The organism is Microbacterium sp. APC 3901 (assembly GCF_030407765.1).
GTDB lineage: Bacteria > Actinomycetota > Actinomycetes > Actinomycetales > Microbacteriaceae > Microbacterium.
The window spans coordinates 161086-183752 of sequence record NZ_JASDCU010000009.1 but is presented as its reverse complement, the minus strand read 5'-3'; the positions used below and the strand labels follow the sequence as shown (position 1 = coordinate 183752).

Here is a 22667-nt window from a genome sequence, read left to right as displayed (position 1 = left end):
TTCCCAGGTGCGGAAGACGCCCGCCGCGGGCGAGCTGTCGCGTCGCACTCCCTCGGCGATGGTGGTGCGTGCCATCTCATCGAGGAACGCGAGGTTGTCGAGAACCATGTCGACGTCATTGAGCACGGACTCGTCGAAGCGGTCGGGGAAATCGATCTCTATGCGCGCCTGCACATCCTTCCCTTCGAACGGCACCGAGCCGTTCATGGCACCACCGCCGGGTCCGCCGTCGAGGGCGATCGGGCCGAGATGACGGCTCTCCATCAGCTCACACCCCCAGGTTCGCGCTGAGGATCTCTTCGGCGAGGAGGCGCGAAACCTCCTGCGAAGCCGCCGCATCCGACGAGAAGTAGTCCTCGACCGTCGCGTCGAACAGCTGGTGACCTCGGGCGTACTCGGCCACGGTGAGTGCGAGGCAACGCGCTGTCAGCGCATAGAGATCACTCGCTGCGTAGTGGGTGCCGTTCGAGGAGCGCCCGACACCGGCGTTGCGCGGGGTCGGGTTCGCGGCCGGGGCACTGCCGAGCGCCGCCGCCGCGCTGGCAAGCTCCGTATCGATTCGTCCCATGCTGTTCGACACCACGGTCGCATTGCTCCTGTCCATGCTCATGCTGCCGTCGCCGGTCGGATACGGCCCGAGAGCGAATGCGTCGAGATTGTAGGTCGCATTGTCGGATCGGATGATGCTCGCGGCTTCGGTCATCCCGTCGTTGAGCTTGTTCTCCTGAGCCTCGAGCGCCTCATCGAGCTTCTCGAGCGCCTCATCGAGCGAGCTCAGGATGTCGAGGTAGGTGTTCCCGGAGATGACGACGTCGCGGGCGATCCCCTGCACCCCGCTGCTCACCGCTCCCGCGATCCCTGCGAGCACAGCCGCCGCGGCCACTGTCCCTGTGCCGGCCGTCACCACCGCCGAGACGACACCCGCGACTGCTCCGACGACCGTCAGTACGAGCGTGCCGTTGGCGGCTGCCGCATTGCCCGCCTTCTGATCCCAGGCAGCGCGGGCGCTGTCGCAGATCGACACCACGTCCTGTTGTGCGGCGGGCCACATGGCGGCCTGCGCGCTGTAGTTGAGCTGAAGGATCACGCATGCGTCGCCCAGACCATGAGTGACGGACTTGAACTGAATGTAGTACTTGTCGATGAAGGCGGGCTTGAAGCTGCCCTCGATCTTGTTGGCCATCATCTCGTGCACCGAGTCGTTGGCGGTCCCGATCGCGCCCGTGTTCTGCACCGATGCGCCAGCGCCGGATGTGCCGAGGATCGCCGCCGCCGCAGAGGTCGCACTCGCCGGAGCCTCGCAGGCGTCGCCTCCGTCAGGCAGGTCCAGCCACTTGGAGACACGCGAGTCGATCGCGGCCCGGATCTCGTCGAACGCCGGTGCGACGGAGTGGTTCACGCCGTTTCCGTCGCCGCCGCCCTCCCCTGCGGCATTCGGCCGATTGTAGAAGTTGAGCATGAAGCCCCACTTCGCGTAGATCTGGTCATTACCCCAGTTCGGGTGAAAGCCCTGATCCGCCATGAAACAGTCGATCGCAGCGCGCTTCATCTTGCCGATGATGTCCGGCAGCTCCGAATAGTCAGGCATATCTCGATCCCCTCCAGTCTCGAATTCCACGAGGTGCCGGCCGAACGTTCTCTCGACTCGTCGGGGCACCTTCTCCGAGAGACTAATCGAATCCCCGGCCGCTTCGCTCGCGACAGGACGACGATCGCTCACACGTGGCGCCTCTGGCTAGACTGTCCAACCGAACGGCGCGACCATCGACCGCCGCACGGTCGGCCGATGACAACGACCCGGAGGTCCATCATGATGCAGACGCCCGACAGCGCCGCGAAGAGCCCTCACACGTCCGCGTCCGGCTCATCACGGCGAGCGCTCATCGGCATCTGGACCGGCGCCCTGGCACTGCTGCTCGCTGCCGCATTGATCGTGCTCTTCTTCCCGATCGCTGCTCTGCTCCCTCTCGCGGCAGCGGCTGCGTGTCTGGCGATCGCCGCTCTCTTCCTGGGCATTCGAGGCAACCGCTCCGGCATGCCCCGCACGGGAACGGCGGCCGTCATCGTCGCAGCGATCGCACTCGTCATCGATCTCGTTCTGGTGGTCGTGATGGCCTTCGGCGTACTGGGCGGAAACGGGCTCAACCAGGTCGAGGTGCGCGCCACGGGCGGCCCCACCTTCATGGTCTCGTTTGCGGATGACACGCAGTCATACGACGAGGAGTGGGCCTCCAGCGGCTGGAAGCAGTACACGACGACCGGAGATTCGGCCGAGATCGCCGTCACCGCTCCGGACGACGACTCGGACTCGACCGTGAGCTGTCAGATCCTGTGGAACGGCGAGTTGGTCGTCGAACTGAGCGGCACCGGCGCGGTCACGTGCCGCTACGACGCGAACTGACCGAGCCGCCTACCGCCGCGGTGTCCTCCGAGGCTGCGAACGGGCCGGCCGGAAACGACGGATGCCGCCCCTCTCGAGGGACGGCATCCGTGGGTGCGGAAGGTTACTCCCCCGCGGTCTCTTCCAGTCCGAGCAGCGTGTTCACCGCATCGGTGAGCCGCTTGTCAGCCTCGGCGAACTTGGTCAGGTCGCCTTCCTTGAGAGCGGCCTCGCGGTCGGTCAGCGCCTGCTGTGCTGCCGCGAGGGCTTCCGCCTCGACGTCGGTCGGCACGGTCGGTTCGGCGGGGACCTCACCGGTGTCTGGGTCCGGCTCGGTCGGCTCGACCTGGTCGTCTCCACCGGCGGCACCCGCGTCGCCGCCGAACAGCGTGTCCAGCGCCGCGGTCAGCGTGTCTTCGAACGCGACCTTGTCGCCGAAGGCCACGAGGACCTTCTGCAGACGAGGAAGCTTCGTGCCCTCAGAGGACTGCACGTAGACCGGCTGCACGTAGAGCAGACCGCCGCCGACGGGCAGCGTCAGCAGGTTGCCGTAGAGCACCTCGGACTCTCCCTGCTGCAGCAGGTTGAGCTGCGGCACCACGGCAGTGTCGGAGTTGTAGGTGTTCTGCACCTGGCCAGGGCCGGGCACCGTCGTATCGGTGTCGATCTCGAGCATCCGCAGCTGACCGTAGCCTTCGGCCTTCACACCCGCTTCCGACCCTGCATCCGAGTCCACGGCGAGGTAGCCCATCAGCACGTCGCGGTTGCCGCCGCTCCCCGTCGCCGACGGGATGAAGGTCGAGAACATCGAGAACCGCGGAGAGTCCTGCCCCGGCATCTGCATCGTCAGGTAGTACGGCGGCTGCAGTACCGCGTCGCTGCGCGGGTCGTTGGGCGTCTGCCAACGGTTGTCCTGCTGTGCGAACGAGCCAGCGGTGTCGATGTGGTAGATCCCGAGGATGTCGCGCTGGACCTTGAAAAGATCGGTCGGGTACCGCACGTGGCTCATCAGATCAGCCGACATGTCGCTCACGGGCTTCAGCGTCGACGGGTAGATGTTCTGCCACGTCTGCAGCACGGGATCCTCTTCGTCCCACGCGTACAGCGTCACTGAGCCGTCGTAGGCGTCGACCGTCGCCTTGACCGAGTTGCGGATGTAGTTGATGTCGTCGATCGCGAGCGTCGGCGACGGGAGGTTCGAGTCGGCGATCGCCTCCGACAGACTCACATTCGTCGAATACGGGTAGGTCGCGCTCGTCGTGTAGCCGTCGACGATCCAGACGACGCGTCCGTCGACCACGCTGGGGTACGGGTCGCTGTCGAGCTCGAGGTACGGCGCGACCTTCTGCACACGCGTCTTGGGATCGCGGTCGTAGAGGATCTGCGATTCCTCGTTCACCAGGTTGGAGAACAGGATCTGCTCCGACTGGAACTTCAGGGCGTAGAGCAGCTTCGTGAAGGTGTTGCCGATCTGCGGTCCGCCGTCGCCTTCGAACGTGGTCTTGGTCTCGTTCGAGCCGTCCTTGCCGCGCGGGTAGTCGATCTCGACGGGGTCGGTGCCGTCCGGTGAGCCCACGATCGAGTACTCGGGCGAGTTCTCGCCGAAGTACACGCGGGGCTCGAACTCCTCCTGATCGGTGAGGAAGCCCGCTGACGGGATCCCTCGCTCGAGGAAGACCGGCTCTCCGTCGCTCGTGCGCTGGTTGCCCGCTGCGACCACCAGTCCGTAGCCGTGGGTGTACACGGCGGCACGGTTGTTCCAGTTGCTGACGTCGACGCCTTCCATGTCGAGGTCACGCACGGATACCACGGTGTCCTGCATCTCGCCGTCGATCTCGTAGCGGTCGACGTCGAGATTCTGCTGGAACTGGTAGTACCCGCGGTACTGCTCGAGCTGGCGCACAGCCGGGCTGATCACGGCGGGGTCGACGATGCGGATGGATGCCGTGGTCTCAGCATCTTCGCGCAGTTGACCGGCCTCGGCGTCGGTCTCGGCCTCGAACGGCGTCGTCTCGAGATCGGCGACCCCGTACGCCTCCTTGGTGCCGTCGATGTTCCGCTGGTAGAACTCGGCCTGGTAGGCGTTCTGGTTCGGGGCCACCTGGAATGTGGTCACCGCCCAGGGGAAGCCGACGCCCACCACGAGCGAGGCGACGATGAGCAGTGCGGTCGCCGCGAGCGGGAAGCGCCAGCGACCGATGACGGCCGTGACGAAGAAGAGGACGGCCACGATCGCGGCGATGATCGTGAGGATCGCGAGACCGGGGATCGTCGCGTTGACGCCGGTGTAGGCGGGGCCGACGATGCGGTCGTCCTGAGCGACGAGGGTCTTGTAGCGGTCGAGCCACAGGCTCGCCGCCTGCACGAGCAGGTAGAGGCCGGCGATGATCGCGAGCTGGATGCGAGCGGGCTTCGAGATGCGCAGCTCGCCCTGGCCGATCCGGACGGACCCGTAGAGGTAGGACACCAGGGCAGTCACGATGAGCGTGAGCAGCAGGACCGCCGACACGAAGGCCAGGAGGATCGAGTAGAAGGGCATCGCGAACATGTAGAAGCCCGTGTCCACGCCGAACTGCGGATCGACCGTGTCGGTGGCGACGCCGTTCACCCACAGCCATACGGTCTTCCACTGGCTGGCTGCGGAGAAGCCCGCGAACAGGCCGAAGAAGATCGGCATGCCCCACATCGCGAGGCGGCGGAGCGGCTCGATGACCTCCTGGTACCTGTCCAGCTGCGAGCTGAGCCGCACGTAGACGGGGCGCAGGCGGTACGCGAGCTGAATGGCCACGAACAGCGGCACTGCCATGCCGAGGAATCCGACGACGAACATCACCGCCGTGGCGATCCATTGGGTGGTGAGAACTCCCTCGAAGCCCACCTGGTCGAACCAGAGGTATTCGGTGTAGAGCGACGCGAAGATGAAGAAGGCGGCGATCAGTGCGGCGATGATCGCCAACGAGATGCCGAAGATCCGTCGTGAGGTTCGGGGAGTGGCCGGGTTCGGTGCAGAAGTCGAGGTCACCTCCCCATCCTAGGCACGCCTTACTGTGCTGCGGCTGTCATCCCTGTCACGGGGAGGTCACGACGTCGCACGACGGAAGCGATCCGACGTCGCCGCCCTCGGCGATCACGTCGAGCGCCGCGAGCGATTCCTCCAGCGTCGAGGTGCTGATCACGGTGAGGCCGTCCGGCACGTGGCCCACGACCTCGTCGCAGTTCGTCGACGGTGCGAGGAAGTAGTCCGCCCCGGCATCACGTGCGCCATAGAGCTTCTGCCGGATGCCGCCGATCGGCCCGACGGTGCCGTCGGCTTCGATCGTTCCGGTACCGGCGACGTTCTCTCCGCCGTTGAGCTGTCCCTCGGTCACGGTGTCGATGATGCCGAGCGCGAACATCATCCCGGCGCTCGGGCCGCCGACGTTGTCGAGCTGGAGCGTCACATCGATCTCGAAGTCGTAGTCGGTGCGCAGGGTGACGCCGATCAGCCACGTCGTCACTTCTCCGTCGGTCTGCTTCGCGGGGGTCACCTCCACGACCTGCTCTTCGCCGGCCCGCTGCACCGTGAGCTCGACAGGTGCGCCGGCTGCATCCTGGATCGCCTGACGCAGTTGCTTGGCCGAGGTCACCGCGGCGCCGTCGACGGCGGTGATGACATCTTCGGCTTCGAGAGCACCCTCGGCGGGCGCATCCTCGACGACGTCCTGCACGACGACTTCGGCTCCGGTGTCGTACCCGAGCTCGCCGAGCGCCGCGGCGGTCGCCTCGTGCTGCGAGTCGACCATGAGCGTGGCGTTGCGCTCGTCTCGCTGCTCGGTCGTGACCCCCTCGGGGAACACCGAGTCGAGCGGGACCACCGCTCGCGAGGAATCCGTCCAGGCCAGAGCGAGTTCGAACCAGCTCGGCGTGCGCTCGCGATTGCCGACGACCTGCACCGTCGTGAGGTCGAGCGACCCGGCGGTCTCGAAGGTCTCGGTGCCCTCGACCTGGATGAGGGGGACCTGCTCGCCGTCCGCGCCGGCCGCAGTGCCGAGGGTGTCGTAGACCGGGCCGGGACGCTGGATGACGTACGGCGTCGGGAGGAAGGTCAACACGACGAGCGCGATCAGCGCGACGACCAGCGCCCAGACTCCCAGTCCGAGCTTCACAGGCCGGGTTCGATCCACAGGGTTCCTCCGTCGTTCGCGGGCGGCGTACAGCGATCTGCCCGCTCAGGGGTCTCGCGGCCGATCCTGTGACTAGCGTAGATGCCACGGCTTTAGGCGTGCTGAGAGGCGAGCGACATGTCAGACAACGACCCGACCCCCGAGGACTTCCAGGAGTTCCTCCGACGAATGATGTCCGGCCAGGGCGCCGGCGATATCGACCCCGAGGCGCTGCAGAACGCCTTCGCGGGCATGGATGGGATCCAGTTCGACCCGGCGATGATGCAGACGATCATGGCGCAGCTGCAGGGCGCGTTCGGCGGTGATGCCTGGGAGAACGCGCTGCGTCAGGCCCTGCACATCGCCAACCGCGACGGTCTCGGCATCACCGACGGCTCGCGGAGTTCGCTCGTCGACTCGTTCGCACTCGCCGATCTGTGGCTCGGTGAGGCGACGACGATCTCCGAGCTCGGCGAGTCACCCAAGGCGATGACGCGCGGCGAATGGGTCGAAGCGACCCTGCCCGTGTGGAAGGAGATCGCCGACCCCGTGTCGACGAGCATCGCCGATGCGCTCACCAGCGCCCTCGACACGCAGGTGCCCGAGGACATGCGCGACGTCGTGCAAGGCGCCGGGAAGCTCATGCGCGGTCTCGGCGGCTCGGTGTTCGCCGCCCAGTTCGGGCAGGTGCTCGGCAACCTGGCGCTCGAGGTGGTGTCTGGCGGAGATGTCGGCATCCCCGTGCTTCCGGCCGGAACCGCGGCCGTCATCCCGCAGAATCTGACGGCGTTCGGCGAAGGTCTCGAGATCCCCGAAGACCAGATCACGCTCTACCTGGCGACCCGCGAGCTCGCCTACGCACGGCTCTATCGCCATTCGAAGTGGCTGCACCTGCACGTCATGGCGCAGATCACCGATTTCGCCCGTGGAGTCACGGTCGATGTGGATGCGCTCGAAGACGTCGCGAGCCGCCTCGACCCGTCGAACCCCGAAGAGCTCCGCGCCGCGATCGAGGGCGGCGCTCTGCTGCCCACGCAGACGGAGGCGCAGCGCGAGGCACTCGCTCGTCTCGAGAATCTCGTGGCGACGATCGACGGCTGGGTCGACGTCGTGACGGCGCAGGCCACCTCTCGGCTGCCTGACGGTTCTCGGATCGCCGAGGCGGCCCGCCGCCGCCGCGCGGTGGGCGGACCCGCTGAAGATGCTCTCGGCGCCCTCGTGGGCCTCAAGCTGCGGCCTCGTCGACTGCGCGAGGCGTCGGCGATGTGGCAGGCCGTGACCGACGCCGTGGGCATCGCAGGGCGCGACGCCCTGTGGGACTACCCCGACCTCATGCCCACGTCGGAGGACATCGACGACCCGTCTGCCCTTGTCGCACGGCTCCAGGCGAGCGCGCGTGGTGAGCAGCCTGTCGCAGATGAATTCGACGAGGCACTGGCGCGTCTGCTCGACGGCGACGACTTCTCCGGTGAGCAGCCCGAGAGATCGGAGGGCGAGCAGGACTCCGACGGCAGCGACGGCCCGGGAGGCGACCGCCCCGTGTGAGCGGGATGCACTGACTTTTCCACGGATGCCCGAGACTCCCCCATCGGGAGCTCGGCATTCCGCAGAATCGAGGGATGTCTCCTCTGACACCCAAGACCATCACCCGCCTGGATCCCGCCGTTCCGCTGCTCTGGCGAGACGGTGAGACCCTGCAGATCGGCATCGAGGGCACACTGCGCATCGCGGCGTCCGAGCCCTGGGTCGAGCGTCTGATCGGTCGGATGGCCGCCGGGTTCCGGCGCACGGCCTTCGATGTGGTCGCGCACGCAGCCGGTGCGCCGCGAGCGGAGGCACGGATGCTCCTCTCACGACTCGAACCGCTGCTCGTCGACGATGCCCCGGCGCCGAGGGCCGCGTGGGTGGAGAGCATCGACGTCGCCGACGCGCGCTGCGAGTACCGGATGCGCGAAGCGCTCCTCGATGAGGGCATCGCCGCCGGAGCACGTGAGAACCCCGCCGACATCGGGATCGTGCTGATCGAGGGGGCAGCCGCCGCGTTGCACTTCGCCCGCTATCTTCGCGACGACACCTCCCATCTCCCTGTGGCGCTCGAGCGAGGGCGGACCACTGTCGGCCCCCTGGTCGTGCCGGGGGAATCCCCCTGTCTCACCTGCCGGGACGAGCATGAACGCGAGCGCGACGACGCCTGGCCGCGTATGCACGCTCAGCTCATCGGGCGAGCGTCAGGTCCGATCAGCGCCGCGCGGATCGCGGACGCGGCGAGGCTCGTCGCCCGGCTCCTCGCGGAGACCTCGTCGGCGGGCTCGTTCGTCGTAGTCAGCGGCGATGGGCGGCGCGAGTGGCACTCGGTGACATTTCACGAAGAATGCCGGTGCCGCGAGCAGTCGTTCCCATCTCTGCCAGGAACCGCGACGGCGCCCGCTCCCCTCGCCCCGCTGAGCGCGACCAGGACAGCGAGAGAGTACGCGCGGCCCGCGTGACGCCGACGTAGGCGAGACGGCGTTCTTCGTCGATCGCCTCGAAGCCGGTGGCGTAAGAGATCGGAAGGGCCCCCTCCGCCCAGCCGGCGAGGTGGACATGCGGCCATTCGAGCCCCTTGGCGGCGTGCAGGGTCGACAGCGTCACGGTGCGCATCGTGGGTTCGTGCTGGTCTTTGGCTCGAGCCATGAGCGCATCGCTGAAGGTGCGCAGGTTCTCGTCCGGCCCGGCATCCTCCGCAAGGCGGAGGATCGCGCGCCGAGCCTCCCAGCCGTCGCGCTGCGCACCACCGGCCGCGGGCGGCTCGTCCGAGAGCCCCAGCTCGCGGAGTACGCGCTGAACGCCGGGGAGGAACCCCTGCTCCGTCGGAGCGACTGCGGCGGCCCTCAACGCCAGGATCGCCTGACGCACCTCCGGCATCGCGAAGAACCGTGTTCCACCCAGCACCGATGTCGGGATGCCTTCTGCGGCGAGCGCCTGCTGCAGCACGGCGGATTGCGCATGGGCGCGATAGAGCACCGCGATCTCCGAGGGGGAAGCTCCGGATTCGATTCGCGCAGCCACGGCGGCGGCGATCCCCTCTGCCTCGTCGCGCTCGGAGTCGTACGCCGTGACCGTGGGCGATTCCGCGTTGAACGTCTCCCTCGCGGGGATGAGCTCGAGCGCACCCGGCCGACCCTTCATGAGGGCATTCGCCGCTTCGAGGATCGGCGCCTGCGAGCGGTAGTTGGTCTCGAGTCGCACCACCGTGGCATCCGGATGCCGCCGCTCGAACTCGAGCAGAAAACGCTGTTCCGCGCCGGCGAACGAGTAGATGGTCTGGCTCGCATCGCCGACGACGCAGATGTCCTTGCGGTCTCCCAGCCAGAGTTCGAGCAGTCGGTTCTGCAGCGGAGAGACGTCCTGATACTCGTCGACCGTGAAGTGCCGATACTGCTCGTGCACCGAGGCGGCGACGCGCGGCTCCGCCTCGAGCATGCCGGCGCATGCCAGCAGCACGTCCTCGAAGTCGAGTTGACGCCGCTCGTCCTTCAGCGCCTCGTAGCGCTGCTGCAGTTCGACGAACTGCGCGGAGTCGATTCCGCTCATCGTCCGGCCGAGCAGCGAATGCTGTTCGATCGAGAGCATCGACACCTTGCGCCATTCGATCTCCGAGGCGATGTCACGGAGAGTCGCGGTGCTCGGGCGCAGACGCATCGAGTCGGCGGCCTGGCCGAGCAGCCTCACCTTGTTGTCGATGATCGACGGAGCGGGCGAGCCGGCCAACGTCGGCCAGAAGAAGTTGAGCTGGGCGAGCGCGGCGGCATGGAACGTGCGTGCGGCCACGCCCTCGACGCCGAGGGCGCGCAGGCGTCCCCTGAGCTCCCCCGCCGCCTTCGCGGTGAAGGTCACCGCCATCACCCGCGACGGCGAGTACGCGCCTGTGTCGACACCATGGGCGATCCTGTGCGTGATCACACGGGTCTTGCCCGTTCCCGCGCCGGCCAGCACGGCGACGGGACCGCGCAGAACGGATGCCGCCTCCCGCTGTCGATCGTCGAGGGCTTCGAGCGCGCTCACGCGCGCTCCTCGAACCATTCGAGGATGAGTGCACGCGCGATCGATGCGGGCCCAGGCAGGCCGACGGGCCCATCACCGGCGAGGGCGGACCCGATCTCATCGCGGGTGAACCAGCGCACGTCGATGATCTCGTCGCCGTCGGGGCGCAGCACGTGGTCGTCCAGAGCCACCGCTCGGAACCCGAGCATGAGCGAGCGCGGGAAGGGCCAGGGCTGAGACGAGACGTAGCGCAACGAGGCCAGGCGGACGCCCGATTCCTCCTCGAGCTCCCGGTGCACCGTCGACTCGAGGGACTCCCCGGCCTCGGTGAACCCGGCGAAGCAGGAGTACATCCGCCCTCCCCAGTTCGCGTTCGCGCCGAGCAGGAGTCGTTCGCCGTCCGAACTCTCGACTGCGACGATCACCGCGGGATCCGTGCGTGGGAAGTGCTCGCGCCCGCACACGAGGCACCGGCGCGACCACCCGGCCTGACGCACCTCCGTCCCTCCCCCGCAGCGCGGGCAGAACGGCGCGTCGCGCAGCCATCCGCCGAGCGCAAGGGCCTCGATGAGCAGCTCGGTGTCGCCAGGGCTGAGGCGCGCTCCCAGGTCGCGGAGACCCAGCCAGACCTCATCAGGAGTGGTGTCCACAGTGTCGTCCTCGGGCGGCAGAACGGCGAGAAGCACGGCGGTTCCGTCAGCGTCGCGGCCGAGAAGCGCCCAGGTCGCCTCACCGATCTCCGCGGCGGGAACCCGCAGCAGTGCGGCCGGATCGAGCTCGGCGCCGGAGATGCGCACCCGGCCGTCGCGGACGGCGATCACCCTCGTCGTCTCCTCCGCACGGAGCCGATCGAGGATCCCAGGCTCGACGCGCAGATCCGCGGCACGGTCGAGGGAACTGCTGCTGTCGGCGATCATCGGCTCCCTCTCTCACGGGCGTGGCGGAAGCGGGACCGCCCCCTCGTCCACCTACCCTGGAGGCATGGGACGCTCTCCATTCACTCTAGCCGCGGCGGTGACTGCCGCACTGCCTGGCGCCGAGGTGACCGGGGCGCGCGCGCTCAGCGCCGACGGCGACGGCCGCTTCGACTCCGCCGTCGCCACCCTCGCGGACGGACGCGAGCTCGCGATCCGCGTGGCGGACGACGATGAGACCTCGCGAGAGCTCGCCGCCGAGGCCCTCGCACTGAGGGCGCTGACGGCCGGGGCACGGGCGATGCTGCCTTTCAGAGCTCCCGAGTACATCGGGGAGACCCGCCTCGCGGACGCACACGCACTCGTGACCGAGCTGCTGCCCGGATTCCAGATCGAAGCGGCGATGGTGCCCGCAGGGCGAGGCGCCGCTGAGTCGATGGGCGCGGCGATCGCCGCCGTGCACGCGCTTCCCACGTCGGTCGTGCGAGGCGCCGGGCTGACCACTCGGTCGGCGCAGGAGAGCCGCGACGAACTCGCTCGACTGGTCGACGCCGCGGCCTCGACCGGGCGCGTCCCCGCTCGACTCACGGTGAGGTGGCGCGACGCCATCGCCGACGACGACCTCTGGCGTTTCGAATCGACCGTCGTGCTGGGTGGAGTGCAGTCCACGTCGTTCATCTTCCGCGACGACGCGGAGCTCGGCCCCGAGGTCACCGGACTCATCGGATGGCATTCGCTGGCCGTGGGCGACCCGGCGATCGATCTGTCATGGCTGTCGACCGCACCCGACGCGGCAGAAGACGTGCACGCCTCGTATGCTCGCGCCGCCGATCGCGGCCCGGACGCCGCACTCGAGGTGCGTGCTCGGCTGCTCGCCGAGCTCGAGTTCGCCCGCTGGCTGGTGCATGGAGACTCGCTGCACCGACCCGACATCGTGGACGATGCCGCCGCTCTTCTCGAGGCGCTCGCCGAGGGACTGCACAGCGACGACCTCGGTGTGATCGCGTCGCGCACCGAGGGTGTCGAATCTGCTCTGGATGCGCTCGACAGGGTTCCGGCGAGCGCAGTATCGGGTGTCGACACATCGATGCAGACCGACGCGTACAACCCGAACGACCTCTGGCACGATGACGGCGATGCCCAGAGCACGAGCGACCTCAGCGACACAGCGAATGCCGCGCGTCGACTTCAGGTGGGCGGCCTCGAGACCGAGGACCTGTCAGGAGTGCGCGATCAGGTCTCGGAAGACCTCGGTGCGAAGCGGAGCGCCACCGACGACGCCCGGCACGTCCGCGCGCCCGAGACGGCGGATGGCTCTGACGAGGGTTCGCCCGAGGATGAAGCTCAGCGAGCCGCGCGAGCGGCTCTCCAGCGCTGGAAGAGCTCCGACTCGGAGTAGACCCGATCACCGCGGATGACGAGGTCGTCCGCGACGTAGTAGAGCGCGACGTCGATCTCATCGAGCGGCACGCCGAATCGGCGATGGTACGCGAGGCGATACAGCGCGAGCTGCAGCATCCGCTCCTCTCGCTCCTGCGGAGTGCGCGGAGCCTTGCCCGTCTTCCAGTCGACGATCTCGATACGCCCACCCCGATCCTCGCGACGGTAGACAGCATCGAGCTTGCAGATGACGATATGGCCGTCATCGCCCGGCAACGCCCCGCCGCCCAGTGCGAAGTCGATCTCGATCTCGACCGCGATGGGCTTGAGGGATCCCCATTGGCTGGCCTCGAAGATCTCCTGAAGCGTCGACAGATCGGCGGCATCGGCAGATGAGACCTCCGCTCCGCCGACGGACTCGCCGAAGGAGGGGTCGTCTTCGTCCACCTCCCAGAGTGCCTCGTCGACACGCTGACCGACGCCGACGATCTCGCTGCGCCGCTCGACCCACGCATGGAACAGCGTGCCCAGGCGAGTCTGTCGATAGGGCCGCTCCGGCATCGGGCGGACGAGGGAGGACACCGTGCCGCGGAAGTCGGTGACGTAGTCCTTGAAGCGGGAGGCGGGCACGCGGGTCGGCGGCGGCGCATCGACGCCGCGCAGCCGGGCCGCACGCTCCGCGAGCAGACGCACCAGGTCCGGGGAGGCCTCCGGGTCGCTTGCGGCGGCGGCACGCACCGCCGCGGCCGCGGACTCGACGACGCCCCGCCGGGCACCGAGTGGGTCGAGCGGCCAGGCGAGCGTGGCGCCAGGACCGTCGTAGGGGTTCTCGTCGGGGTCCACCGGCTGGATCTGCTCTCGCCCGAGCACCTCGATCGCCTCGATCAAGTAGGGGCTCGGCGCCTTCGGCTGCTTCTGCCCCGCCCAGTGCGCTCCGGTCAGGAGCAGGTGGCTGCGTGCTCTGGTGACGGCGACGTAGGCGAGTCGGCGCTCCTCTTCCTGCTGGTACTCGCGATACGCGTCCTTGAACACGGTGATCGCACCTGGCGCCGTCTTGCTCCTGCTCGTCAGCGACGCGACCCCGGCCTTCAGGCGCTTGGCCGGATCGAGCTCCTCCCCAGAGGGGGGAATCCAGCTGAACGTCGGCAGCGCCGCACTGTCGCCTCGCAGGGCGAACGGCAGCACGCCGAAGCCGAACCAGCCGGAGGTGTCCGTCGGTCGCGACGGCAATTCGCCCTCGACCATCCGCACGACGGCGACCGCATCCCATTCCAGGCCCTTGGAACCGTGAATGGTCAGAAGCTGAACGACTCCCGGCTCAGGCGGCTCCGGTCGCGGCACCAGCTCGTCTGTGCTCTCGGCCTTCTCGAGCCAGGCGAGGAGACTCGAGATGGTCCCCCGCTCGTCAGCGGCGAGGAACGAGCGGACCTCGTCGGTGAACGCGCGCAGCTGCGTGGCGGCGATGCGGGCCGGCCCCCGTGTCTCGTTCGCAGCGAGCTCGATGTCCAGACGCAACTCGAGCTCGATGAGCCTCAGCAGGTCGGGAAGTGGCAGGGACGAGGATCGACGGAGACGCTCGAGCATCTCCCCCGCTGCGCGTATGCGTGAACGCCCCTCCGGCGTGATGCCCGACAGAAGGCGGTAATCGTCACTGAGGCCGCGGAGCACATCGACGGCGTCGATGATCGACAACGCCTCGTCAGCTCCGCGCGACGCGCGGATGCGCTTTCGGAGCTCGTCGTCCAGCGGCAGCAGCCCGCTGTCCCGCCGGGAGAGCTCCGCTGCGAGCTCCTGCAGGGCGGCCATATCGGCGACCCCGACCGAGAATCGAGGGCCGACGAGGAGGCGGATCAGCGCAGAGCCGGCAGTGGGATCGTGCAGTACCCGCAGTGTCGAGACGACATCGACCACCTCGGGCGTGGCAAGGAGGCCGCCGAGACCGAGGATCCGGTGAGGGATGCCCTGCGCGGCCAAGGCCGCCGCGAAAGTCTGCATGTGACGCTTCGATCTGAACAGCACCGCGCCGGTGTGCGGCTTCGCGGGGTCGTCGTGTGCCGCACGACGCGCAGCGAACCACTCGGCGACCGCGCGCGCCTCCTCGTCGACCGTGAGCGGGAAGCTCACCTCGACCGACCCGGCGCCCGCACCCGGACGAGCCTCGAGGGGTGGCACGTCCAATCCCGGTCTGCGCAGAGGTCCGAGGATGCGGTTGGCCACGCCGAGGATGCTCCGGTCGTTGCGCCAGCTCGTCATCAGGCTGTAGTTCCCGACCGTCTCATGCTCGGAGAATGTCCGTGCGAAGGCGTGCAGGTTGTCTGCGCTCGCACCTCGCCATCCGTAGATCGACTGGTGGGGATCCCCCACCGCCATCACGGCGGAGTCGCGGAAGAGCCTCGCGAGGAACTGTGTCTGGATCACAGAGGTGTCCTGGTACTCATCGAGCAGCACGACCTGATGCTGCTCTCGCAGGTCGTCGCGCACATCGGGCGCCGTCTCCACGATGTCGTAGGCACCGCTGACCTGGTCGGCGAAGTCCAGCACACCGCGTCGCTCCTTCTCGGCGATGTAGTCACGCACCAGAACCGACAGGGCGGGAAGGGCGCGCAGGTTCGCCACGGCGGTCGCGATCTCCGCATTGCTCAGGTACGGCTCGAACGCCTCGGCCTGACGCAGTGCGATCCGATCCGCGCGGTCGAGGTCGACCCTGTGGTCGAGAGAGTCGCCGGCGAGTCGCTGCACCGCGTCGACCACCCCCGCCACCGATCGGTCTATCTCCTCCAGCGCTGGAAGGTCTGCCCGCAGCACGACATCGCGCACCAGCATCCAGGACGCCGCCTGGCTGAGCATGGCGGCATCGGATTCGCGGCCGATGCGCGCCGCGTGTTCGCGCACGATACCGTCCGCGAACGCGTTGTACGTCGACACCTTCGGGCGGATTAGCAGATCTTCGGCCGAAAGCGGGACCGAACCGCCTGCCGTGCCGAAGCGCTCGGCGAGTTCGTCGAGCACCTGCGATCTGACGACGTCGCGCTGACGACCGTTCGCGGCCTTCGACACCCGGTCGAGCGCGTGGCTCGCGACGATCTCGGGCAGGTGCGGCAGCAGACCCCTTCTCCCGTATTCGTCGATGAGCGACAGCCGGATCCCGATCCGCTCCGCGAGCTCACCCGCGGCCTTGCGCGTGAAGGTCAGCCCGAGAATCTGATCGCGACGCACGTGCCCGTTCGCCACAAGCCAGACGACGCGACCGGCCATCGTCTCGGTCTTGCCACTGCCCGCTCCGGCGACCACCAGCGCCGGAGCGGGTGGCGACTCGATCACCCGCTGCTGTGCCTCGGTGGGCGCAGGAAGGTCGAGCGCGGCGGCGACGTCCAGTGCGGAGATCCCATACCCCGCTCCCGCCCACGCCGTCACGCGCTCACCGCCGCGACGGTGTGTATGCGGCACGGCTGGACCCGCCACTGCGTGTCTGCGCAGTGCGCCTCGACGTGCGCGGTGAAGCTCGACGCCGACATGCCCCGAGCAGCCTCGGCGATGCGCCCGAGGAACTGCACCCGCTCTTCGCCCGCGAGAGTGTGCTGGTGTGCGACGCGGAAGTCGCTCCCGGCCAGGGTCTTGGCGACCAGCACGAGCCGGGCACCGGCCAGCGCCGCCGGATGCGCTCCGGCGATGAGCCCCTCCTGCACAGCCACCTGGTATGCCGCGAGCTGCGCGTGGTCCGCGACCTTCTGCTCGCTCTCCGGCTCGTACTTGCCCGTCTTCAGATCGACGACCACGACGCGCTCGCCTCCCTGCGCATCGGCCATCCGTGTCCATCTCTGCCCTCGGGCCTTCGCGTGCTCTCCGCCCCCGGCGGTGTACGCCTCGACCCTGTCGATGAAACCGTGAACTATCGCGTGGTGAGGGTGGGCGTCCGGCTCCGTGCTCGCCGCTCGGACGCTCGGTGGAGCGCCGATCTCCTCGGGGACCTCGACCGCGAACCGGAACTCGACCTCGCCGGCTATCACGCGACCGCCTTCCTCGGTGACGTCCGAGAGATAGCTGTGCAGTCGATCGATGTACAGGTCGGCCCGACGGCGCTCCTTCCTGCCGATCCAGGCCGTCTCGAAATCGAGCTCGGGCCAGTGCTCGGCGAGAACATCGCGCAGGCGATCCAGCTCTCCCTCAGGCACCTGCTCCATCGCTTCGTGGATGATCGTGCCGATCCCCGCCGACGGAGGCATGACGGTGTCGCCCCCGAGCGCGGAGACCGCCCAGTTCAGCTCGCATTCCTCGAAGGACTCCATGCGCGACGGTGACACCCGAGCTGCGTCGACCGCGAGGTCGTGCAGCGGGGCGTCGGTCGTCGGCGGAGTCACGCCGTACCACTCGGATGGGTCGGCCCCCGGCACGCCCTCTCTCGCGAGCACCGCCAGCTGGGCAGACGCGTGGTCTCGCGCGGCAGGCGAGGTCGAGGTCGTCAGCACTCGGCGATGCCGAGCGACGAGCCCCCGCAGCGTGAGCGGATGCTCCGCCGAGGCATGCAGCTCTGGTGGATCGGGAGGTGGGAGGAACCCGAAGAACGGGCTGGGCGTCAGGTCGTCGTCGTCCACCGCGGTGATCAGGAGCCTGCGACGAGAGCGGGAGATCGCGCGCACGAAGAGACGCAGCTCATCGTGAAGGGCCGCGCGGCGGCGGTCGAGCGTCTCTGGCGCGTTCTCTGCGGTTCCGGCGCGGGCCGCGAGCAGCGCATCGGCGAGACGCCAGGACTGCAGCATCCCACCGCGCAGTCGCACGTTCGGCCAGATGCCGTCCTGCACTCCGGCCACCACGACGGCGTCGAACTCGGTGCCGAGCGCGGTCGCCGGCGTGAGCAGGGTCACCCGGCCCGGCCGGTCGGGACTCGAGAGGGAGTCTTCAGGCACCTCGCTGTCGAGGATGTCGCGTACGAACACCTCCGGCTTCTCGTTCGGCGTGCGTTCGACGAACCGCTTCGCCGCACCGAACAACGAGACGAGAGCGTCGAGGGCTCTCGCGGTCTCCGCACCGCTGGGCTGCAGCGACATCTCACGCCACGCGACCTGGAGCTTGCGTCCGTCGACTGCCCTGGACTGATCCCAGACCCTCCACAGGAGATCATGGATCGTCTCGCCGGCGGCCGCCGCGGCCGCCACCTCGGCGACGGTCGTTGCGAAGCGCGCGGCCAGGCGGGACTCCTGCGCGTCGATGAGAGTGAAATGGTCAGGCGATGCCAGTGCCTGACGCAGCAGTTCGCGAGCCGGCGTGGAGCCCCCGAGGTCGAGCTCGATATGGCGCAGACGTGCGCGAAGGCGCCGCAGACCGATCGCGTCCATACCGCCGAAAGGAGTGCGGAGCGCCTCCTCCCAGTCCTGTGAGGTCCGCGCATCGGGTGGGGTGAGGGCCAGGCGCACGATGCCGACGATGTCGCGCACGATCTGCTCGGAGCCGAGGGGGCGCTGCACACCCGCCGCCCTCGTCGGGATCTCGCGCGCCGCGAGCTCGGACTCGAGCTGCGTCACCTGGCGGGTGTCGTGCGCGATCACCGCGATCCGGTCCCACGGAACATCGTCGGTGAGATGCCATTCGCGCATGACGCCGGCGATGCGGTCGAGTTCTTCGTGCGGCGACGGCGCGACGAAGGTGCTGACATCGGTCGGGCTTCCTGGCGCCCGTGCCTCGGGCGGTTCGGGGGCACGCCGGTGGTCGACTCGACCGGATGCACCGATCGCCTGCGTGACGGTGCGGGTCAACGCTGTGAGAGCCGGCGCCTGCCGGTGGGGCGCGTCGAGGACGTGCACCTCGCCGAGCGCGGCCGCGAGCTGAGCGAACAGCTCCGGGCTCGCTCCGCGGAACGCTCCGGAGGAGATGTCGGGATCGCCGAACGCGAGTACCGCCGTGCCTCGTGCACGCAGCGCCTCGACCACCGCGATCCCGCCGCGTGTGAGCTCCTGCGCGTCGTCGATGAGCACGACTCTGAGGTCGGCGAGGGGGCCCAGCACGGCCGACTCCGCCGTCTGGAGGATCGTGCGCGCCTCGGCGAGCAGATCTGCGGCGTCTCGGTGGGATGCCCGCGCCAGATCGAGCACCGCGCGGTACTCGACCAGGAAGTCGGCGACGGCCGACCACGCGGGATCGTCGGCTGCCCGCAGCTCCTCGGGCTGTGCACCGAGCTCGACGCACTCGGCGAGGAACGCACGGAGCTCGGAACGGAAGCCCTTCGATGAGCGGACCGCGGGGCTCAGCGCCTGCGGCCACTCGATGCGCTCGTCCTCCGCATCGCCCGCGAGCAGCTCGGCGATCAGGCGGTCCTGGTCTGCCCCGGTCAGGAGGGCCGGCGGCTCTGCTCCTGCCCGCACCATCGCTCCGCGGACGACCTGGAAGGCGAACGACCCGAGAGACCTCGCCAACGGGCCCGGAGTGGCCTGACCGATCCTGACGCCGATGCGGTCGCGCAGCGCGGTGGCCGCCTGCCTGCTCGGCGTGAGGACGAGCAGCTGCTCCGGACGCATCCCGACGGTGTCGAGCAGATGCACGACGCGCTCGGTGAGCGTGTGGGTCTTGCCGGTTCCCGGCGCCCCGATGATGACGCCGGATGCCGACACGTCTGCGCCGATCACGGCGTTCTGCGCGGCGTCCTCTGTCATGTCCTCCACGCTACTGCGGCGCACGGACATCGCCGCCCGCCGCCGTTCCCGCGACGCTGTGCGCTCAGGGCGAAACCGGCCCGGTCGGCGGATCCCGTCGTCCCGCCGCCCGGTAGAGTTGGGCGCAGTCGTCGGCCTCCGAGGCCGACTCGACCACAGCATCGTCGACTGGAAAACAGGAGTACGCGTGGAAATCCGCATCGGCATCATCAACACCGGCCGCGAGCTCAGCTTCGAGACCGCTTCGAGCGCGGACGAGGTCCGCTCGCAGGTCTCCTCGGCTCTCGAGCAGAACACCTCTCACCTGAGCTTCGCCGATGTGAAGGGCAACTCCTACCTGGTTCCGACCGCGAACCTCGCGTACATCGAGCTCGGCACCGAGGAGTCTCGTCGCGTCGGCTTCTTCGCCTGACGCCACGATGTACATCCTCCTCGCTCTCGTCGGAGCGTGTGCGCTCGGCATCGCGGCCCACTACATGATCGGTGGCCGCGAGCTGCGCGGGGTCGCCCTGACGCCCGCGATCGCCACCGCGCTCGCAGCGCTGTTCTACACGGGGCTGCAATGGCTCGGCGTGGGAGAGGACAGCATCTGGCTGTGGGTCGCGAGCATCGTCGGCTCCGTCCTCGTCGCAGCCGCGGCCACCGTCGCGATCGTCGCCTCACGCCGTCGATCCGACGCGTCCGCCAAGGCCGCGCTCGGCATCTGAGCGTCTCGGTCTAGGAAGCGAGACCCATCGCATCCATGCGCCGGGCGTGCGCGCCCATCAGCTCGGTGTAGACCAGCTCGACGCGGTCTTCGCTCATGGCCGCGAGCTCGGGCTGCCGCAGCGCCGAGCGGCACACCAGAATCGTGTCCCCCACCAGGCGGCGTGCCCACATCGAGAGCAGCGACCGCCATTCGCCGTCGCCGTCGATGGTCTCCTGGATGATCGCGACGATCTCGTGGCGCGCATCGTCCTCGGCCAGGATCGCCGCCACCCGCTCGCCGGTCTCGCCGTAGCTCGAGGCGAGCGCGAAGTAGAAGTCGTCCAGCATGCCTGCGGTGATGTAGACGGCCAACAGCGTCTCGCGCGGACGTGCCCCGATCGTCTTGCGGCGGAAGGCGTCGAGGTTCTCGCGGAACGGGAGCATGAGCTGCGTCGGATCGTCACCGCGCTCGGCGATCAGTTCGACGATCGCCCGATGCTTCGTCAGCGCGGCACCGGCAGCACGGGACAGGGATTCCTTCTCGGAGAGTTCGGGCGTCGCCCTGATCAGCCGGGTGAGCGTCTCGAAGTAGCCCAGCTGCAGGTATGCGGCCTGTCCGAGGAATCGTGGCAGCTCCGGCGCGAGTTCGGCGAAGTCGACGCGCGTCGCCGCGCCTTGATCCCCTCGACTGCGCAACGTCAGTGTGCGCCGGGGCGTCCTACGCTTCCAGAACCAGTTCACCACGGGGTTCACAATACTCGGACGCAGGAGTCCTTCCGGGCGCCGCCACCCCCTCGGGTAGGCTGTCGGTGTCCCCGCCGTCGGAGCGGGGCCCGCGCCTGTGGCACAAAGACGGCGTGGATCCGTGAACGTGGCGATCCTCGCAGGTCGCCGGACAGGCAATCTGAACATTGACAACCTTCGCTGATCTCGGAATCGATCAGGACATCATCGACGCACTCGCCGCCAAGGGCATCGTCGACGCCTTCCCCATCCAGGAGCAGACAATCCCCCTCGGCCTTCCCGGCCAGGACATCATCGGCCAGGCCAAGACCGGCACCGGCAAGACCTTCGGATTCGGCATCCCCGTGGTGCAGAGACTGGGGCTCGATCCCGAGCACGGCGTCAAGGCGCTCATCGTCGTTCCCACTCGCGAACTCGCGGTGCAGGTGTACGAGGACATCGACCTGCTCACGAGCAATCGCTCGACGAGCGTCGTCGCGATCTACGGCGGCAAGGCGTACGAGGGCCAGATCGACCAGCTCAAGGCCGGGGCGCAGATCGTGGTCGGCACGCCCGGTCGTCTGATCGACCTCGCAGGCCAGCGCCTGCTCGACCTGTCGAACGCGACCGAGGTCGTGCTCGACGAGGCAGACAAGATGCTCGACCTCGGCTTCCTCGCCGACATCGAGAAGATCTTCCAGAAGGTCCCCGCCGTGCGGCACACGCAGCTGTTCTCCGCGACCATGCCCGGCCCGATCGTCGCGCTCGCTCGGCGGTTCATGTCGAACCCGATCCACATCCGTGCCAGCGACCCCGATGAGGGCCTCACGCAGGCCAACATCAAGCACCTCGTCTACCGGGCGCACTCGCTCGACAAGGACGAGATCATCGCGCGCATCCTGCAGGCCGAGGGTCGCGGCAAGACCGTCATCTTCACGCGCACGAAGCGTGCCGCGCAGCGTCTGGTCGACGAGCTCTCGGACCGCGGATTCAATGTCGGCGGCGTGCACGGCGACATGGGCCAGGATCAGCGCGAGCGCTCGATGGCGGCCTTCAAGGCCGGCAAGCGGGATGTGCTGGTCGCGACCGATGTCGCCGCCCGCGGTATCGACGTCGATGACGTCACGCATGTGATCAACCACACGATCCCCGACGAGGACAAGACGTACCTGCACCGCGTCGGCCGCACCGGGCGCGCGGGCAAGACCGGCATCGCCGTGACGTTCGTCGACTGGGAAGACCTGCACAAGTGGGCGCTGATCAACCGCGCCCTCGAGTTCGGCCAGCCCGAACCCACCGAGACGTACTCGTCGAGCCCGCACCTGTTCGAAGACCTCGACATCCCCGCCGGAACGAAGGGCCGCCTCGTGTCGGCGCCGAAGACGCAGTCGGTGAAGACCGAGCGGGCTCCGCGTCCGGAGCGTGCGGCAGACGTCGCAGCGGAGGGCGCGGACGAGGGCGGCACTCGTCGGCGTCGGCGTCGGCGGGGCGGTTCGACCCCGGTGGGTTCCACGTTCGCAGAGGGCGCTTCCGAAGCTTCTGCCGATGGCTCGCAGTCCGCACCGTCGGCCGATCGCAGCGCCGAGGGCGCCGGCACCCATGACGGAGCCGGCAAGGAGCACCATGACGGCAAGCCCGCTCCGGCGCGTCGTCGCCGCCGTCGTCGTGGCGGCTCGGGCGGCACAGGAGCAGCTCCGGTCACCGGAGCCTGATGGACGTCAGAGGGGCGGATGCTGCAGCAGCGGCATCCGCCCCCTCTGCTGTCCCACGCAGG

15 protein-coding genes are annotated in these 22667 nt (G+C 68.6%); 6 read left to right on the top strand and 9 right to left on the bottom strand.

Translation table 11 applies throughout. The features are described from left to right. Both QMA07_RS10495 and QMA07_RS10490 read right to left on the bottom strand, forming a co-directional pair. The coding region (locus tag QMA07_RS10495; protein ID WP_290161599.1) for a hypothetical protein at window positions 1-264 on the bottom strand (264 nt) is incomplete at its 3' end. A gap of 4 nt (window positions 265-268) precedes the next feature. Continuing rightward, on the bottom strand, window positions 269-1588 hold the full coding sequence (locus QMA07_RS10490; RefSeq protein WP_290161597.1) for a hypothetical protein: 1320 nt from the start codon (window positions 1586-1588) through the stop codon (window positions 269-271). A gap of 198 nt (window positions 1589-1786) precedes the next feature. On the opposite strand from QMA07_RS10490, the gene QMA07_RS10485 reads away from it, so the two are divergent. Continuing rightward, window positions 1787-2401: a hypothetical protein gene (locus QMA07_RS10485; RefSeq protein WP_290161595.1), complete on the top strand. Its 615-nt coding sequence runs from the start codon at window positions 1787-1789 to the stop codon at window positions 2399-2401. 103 nt (window positions 2402-2504) lie between these two features. On the opposite strand, the gene QMA07_RS10480 is transcribed toward QMA07_RS10485, so the two are convergent. After that, complete coding sequence (locus QMA07_RS10480) at window positions 2505-5402, bottom strand: UPF0182 family protein (protein ID WP_290161593.1); 2898 nt, start codon at window positions 5400-5402, stop codon at window positions 2505-2507. Between the two features lie 46 nt (window positions 5403-5448). Beyond that, a complete protein-coding gene (locus tag QMA07_RS10475; protein ID WP_290161592.1) occupies window positions 5449-6543 on the bottom strand; it encodes a PDZ domain-containing protein in 1095 nt (364 codons plus the stop codon). A gap of 117 nt (window positions 6544-6660) precedes the next feature. On the opposite strand from QMA07_RS10475, the gene QMA07_RS10470 reads away from it, so the two are divergent. Beyond that, complete coding sequence (locus QMA07_RS10470; RefSeq protein ID WP_290161590.1) at window positions 6661-8067, top strand: zinc-dependent metalloprotease; 1407 nt, start codon at window positions 6661-6663, stop codon at window positions 8065-8067. Between the two features lie 777 nt (window positions 8068-8844). On the opposite strand, the gene QMA07_RS10465 is transcribed toward QMA07_RS10470, so the two are convergent. Next, window positions 8845-10584, bottom strand: a complete 1740-nt coding sequence (locus tag QMA07_RS10465; protein WP_290161588.1) for an ATP-dependent helicase — start codon at window positions 10582-10584, stop codon at window positions 8845-8847. Beyond that, on the bottom strand, window positions 10563-11462 hold the full coding sequence (nudC, locus tag QMA07_RS10460) for an NAD(+) diphosphatase (protein WP_290161586.1): 900 nt from the start codon (window positions 11460-11462) through the stop codon (window positions 10563-10565). The genes QMA07_RS10465 and nudC overlap by 22 nt, the downstream gene beginning before the upstream one ends. Before the next feature lie 64 nt (window positions 11463-11526). Here nudC and QMA07_RS10455 point away from each other — a divergent pair, with 64 nt between their 5' ends. After that, window positions 11527-12858 carry a phosphotransferase gene (locus QMA07_RS10455; protein WP_290161585.1) on the top strand — a complete coding sequence of 444 codons (1332 nt, stop codon included), beginning with the start codon at window positions 11527-11529 and terminating at the stop codon, window positions 12856-12858. Here the strand turns inward: QMA07_RS10455 and QMA07_RS10450 are convergent. Together QMA07_RS10450 and QMA07_RS10445 are read right to left on the bottom strand one after the other, a co-directional pair. Further along, window positions 12804-16286: an ATP-dependent DNA helicase gene (locus tag QMA07_RS10450; protein ID WP_290161582.1), complete on the bottom strand. Its 3483-nt coding sequence runs from the start codon at window positions 16284-16286 to the stop codon at window positions 12804-12806. The genes QMA07_RS10455 and QMA07_RS10450 overlap by 55 nt on opposite strands. After that, window positions 16250-19483 carry an ATP-dependent DNA helicase gene (locus QMA07_RS10445; protein WP_290161580.1) on the bottom strand — a complete coding sequence of 1078 codons (3234 nt, stop codon included), beginning with the start codon at window positions 19481-19483 and terminating at the stop codon, window positions 16250-16252. Before QMA07_RS10445 ends, QMA07_RS10450 begins: the two co-directional genes overlap by 37 nt. Window positions 19484-19670: 187 nt before the next feature. On the opposite strand from QMA07_RS10445, the gene QMA07_RS10440 reads away from it, so the two are divergent. Both QMA07_RS10440 and QMA07_RS10435 read left to right on the top strand, forming a co-directional pair. Then, entirely contained in the window at window positions 19671-19895 is a 225-nt protein-coding gene (locus QMA07_RS10440; protein WP_290161579.1) for a DUF3107 domain-containing protein, read from the top strand. A gap of 7 nt (window positions 19896-19902) precedes the next feature. Next, window positions 19903-20190: a hypothetical protein gene (locus QMA07_RS10435; protein WP_290161577.1), complete on the top strand. Its 288-nt coding sequence runs from the start codon at window positions 19903-19905 to the stop codon at window positions 20188-20190. 10 nt (window positions 20191-20200) lie between these two features. Here the strand turns inward: QMA07_RS10435 and QMA07_RS10430 are convergent, their stop codons facing one another. Next, a complete protein-coding gene (locus QMA07_RS10430) occupies window positions 20201-20914 on the bottom strand; it encodes a ferritin-like fold-containing protein (protein ID WP_290161575.1) in 714 nt (237 codons plus the stop codon). A 167-nt stretch (window positions 20915-21081) separates the two neighbouring features. On the opposite strand from QMA07_RS10430, the gene QMA07_RS10425 reads away from it, so the two are divergent. Beyond that, entirely contained in the window at window positions 21082-22605 is a 1524-nt protein-coding gene (locus QMA07_RS10425; protein ID WP_290161574.1) for a DEAD/DEAH box helicase, read from the top strand. The last annotated feature ends 62 nt before the right edge of the window (window positions 22606-22667 follow it).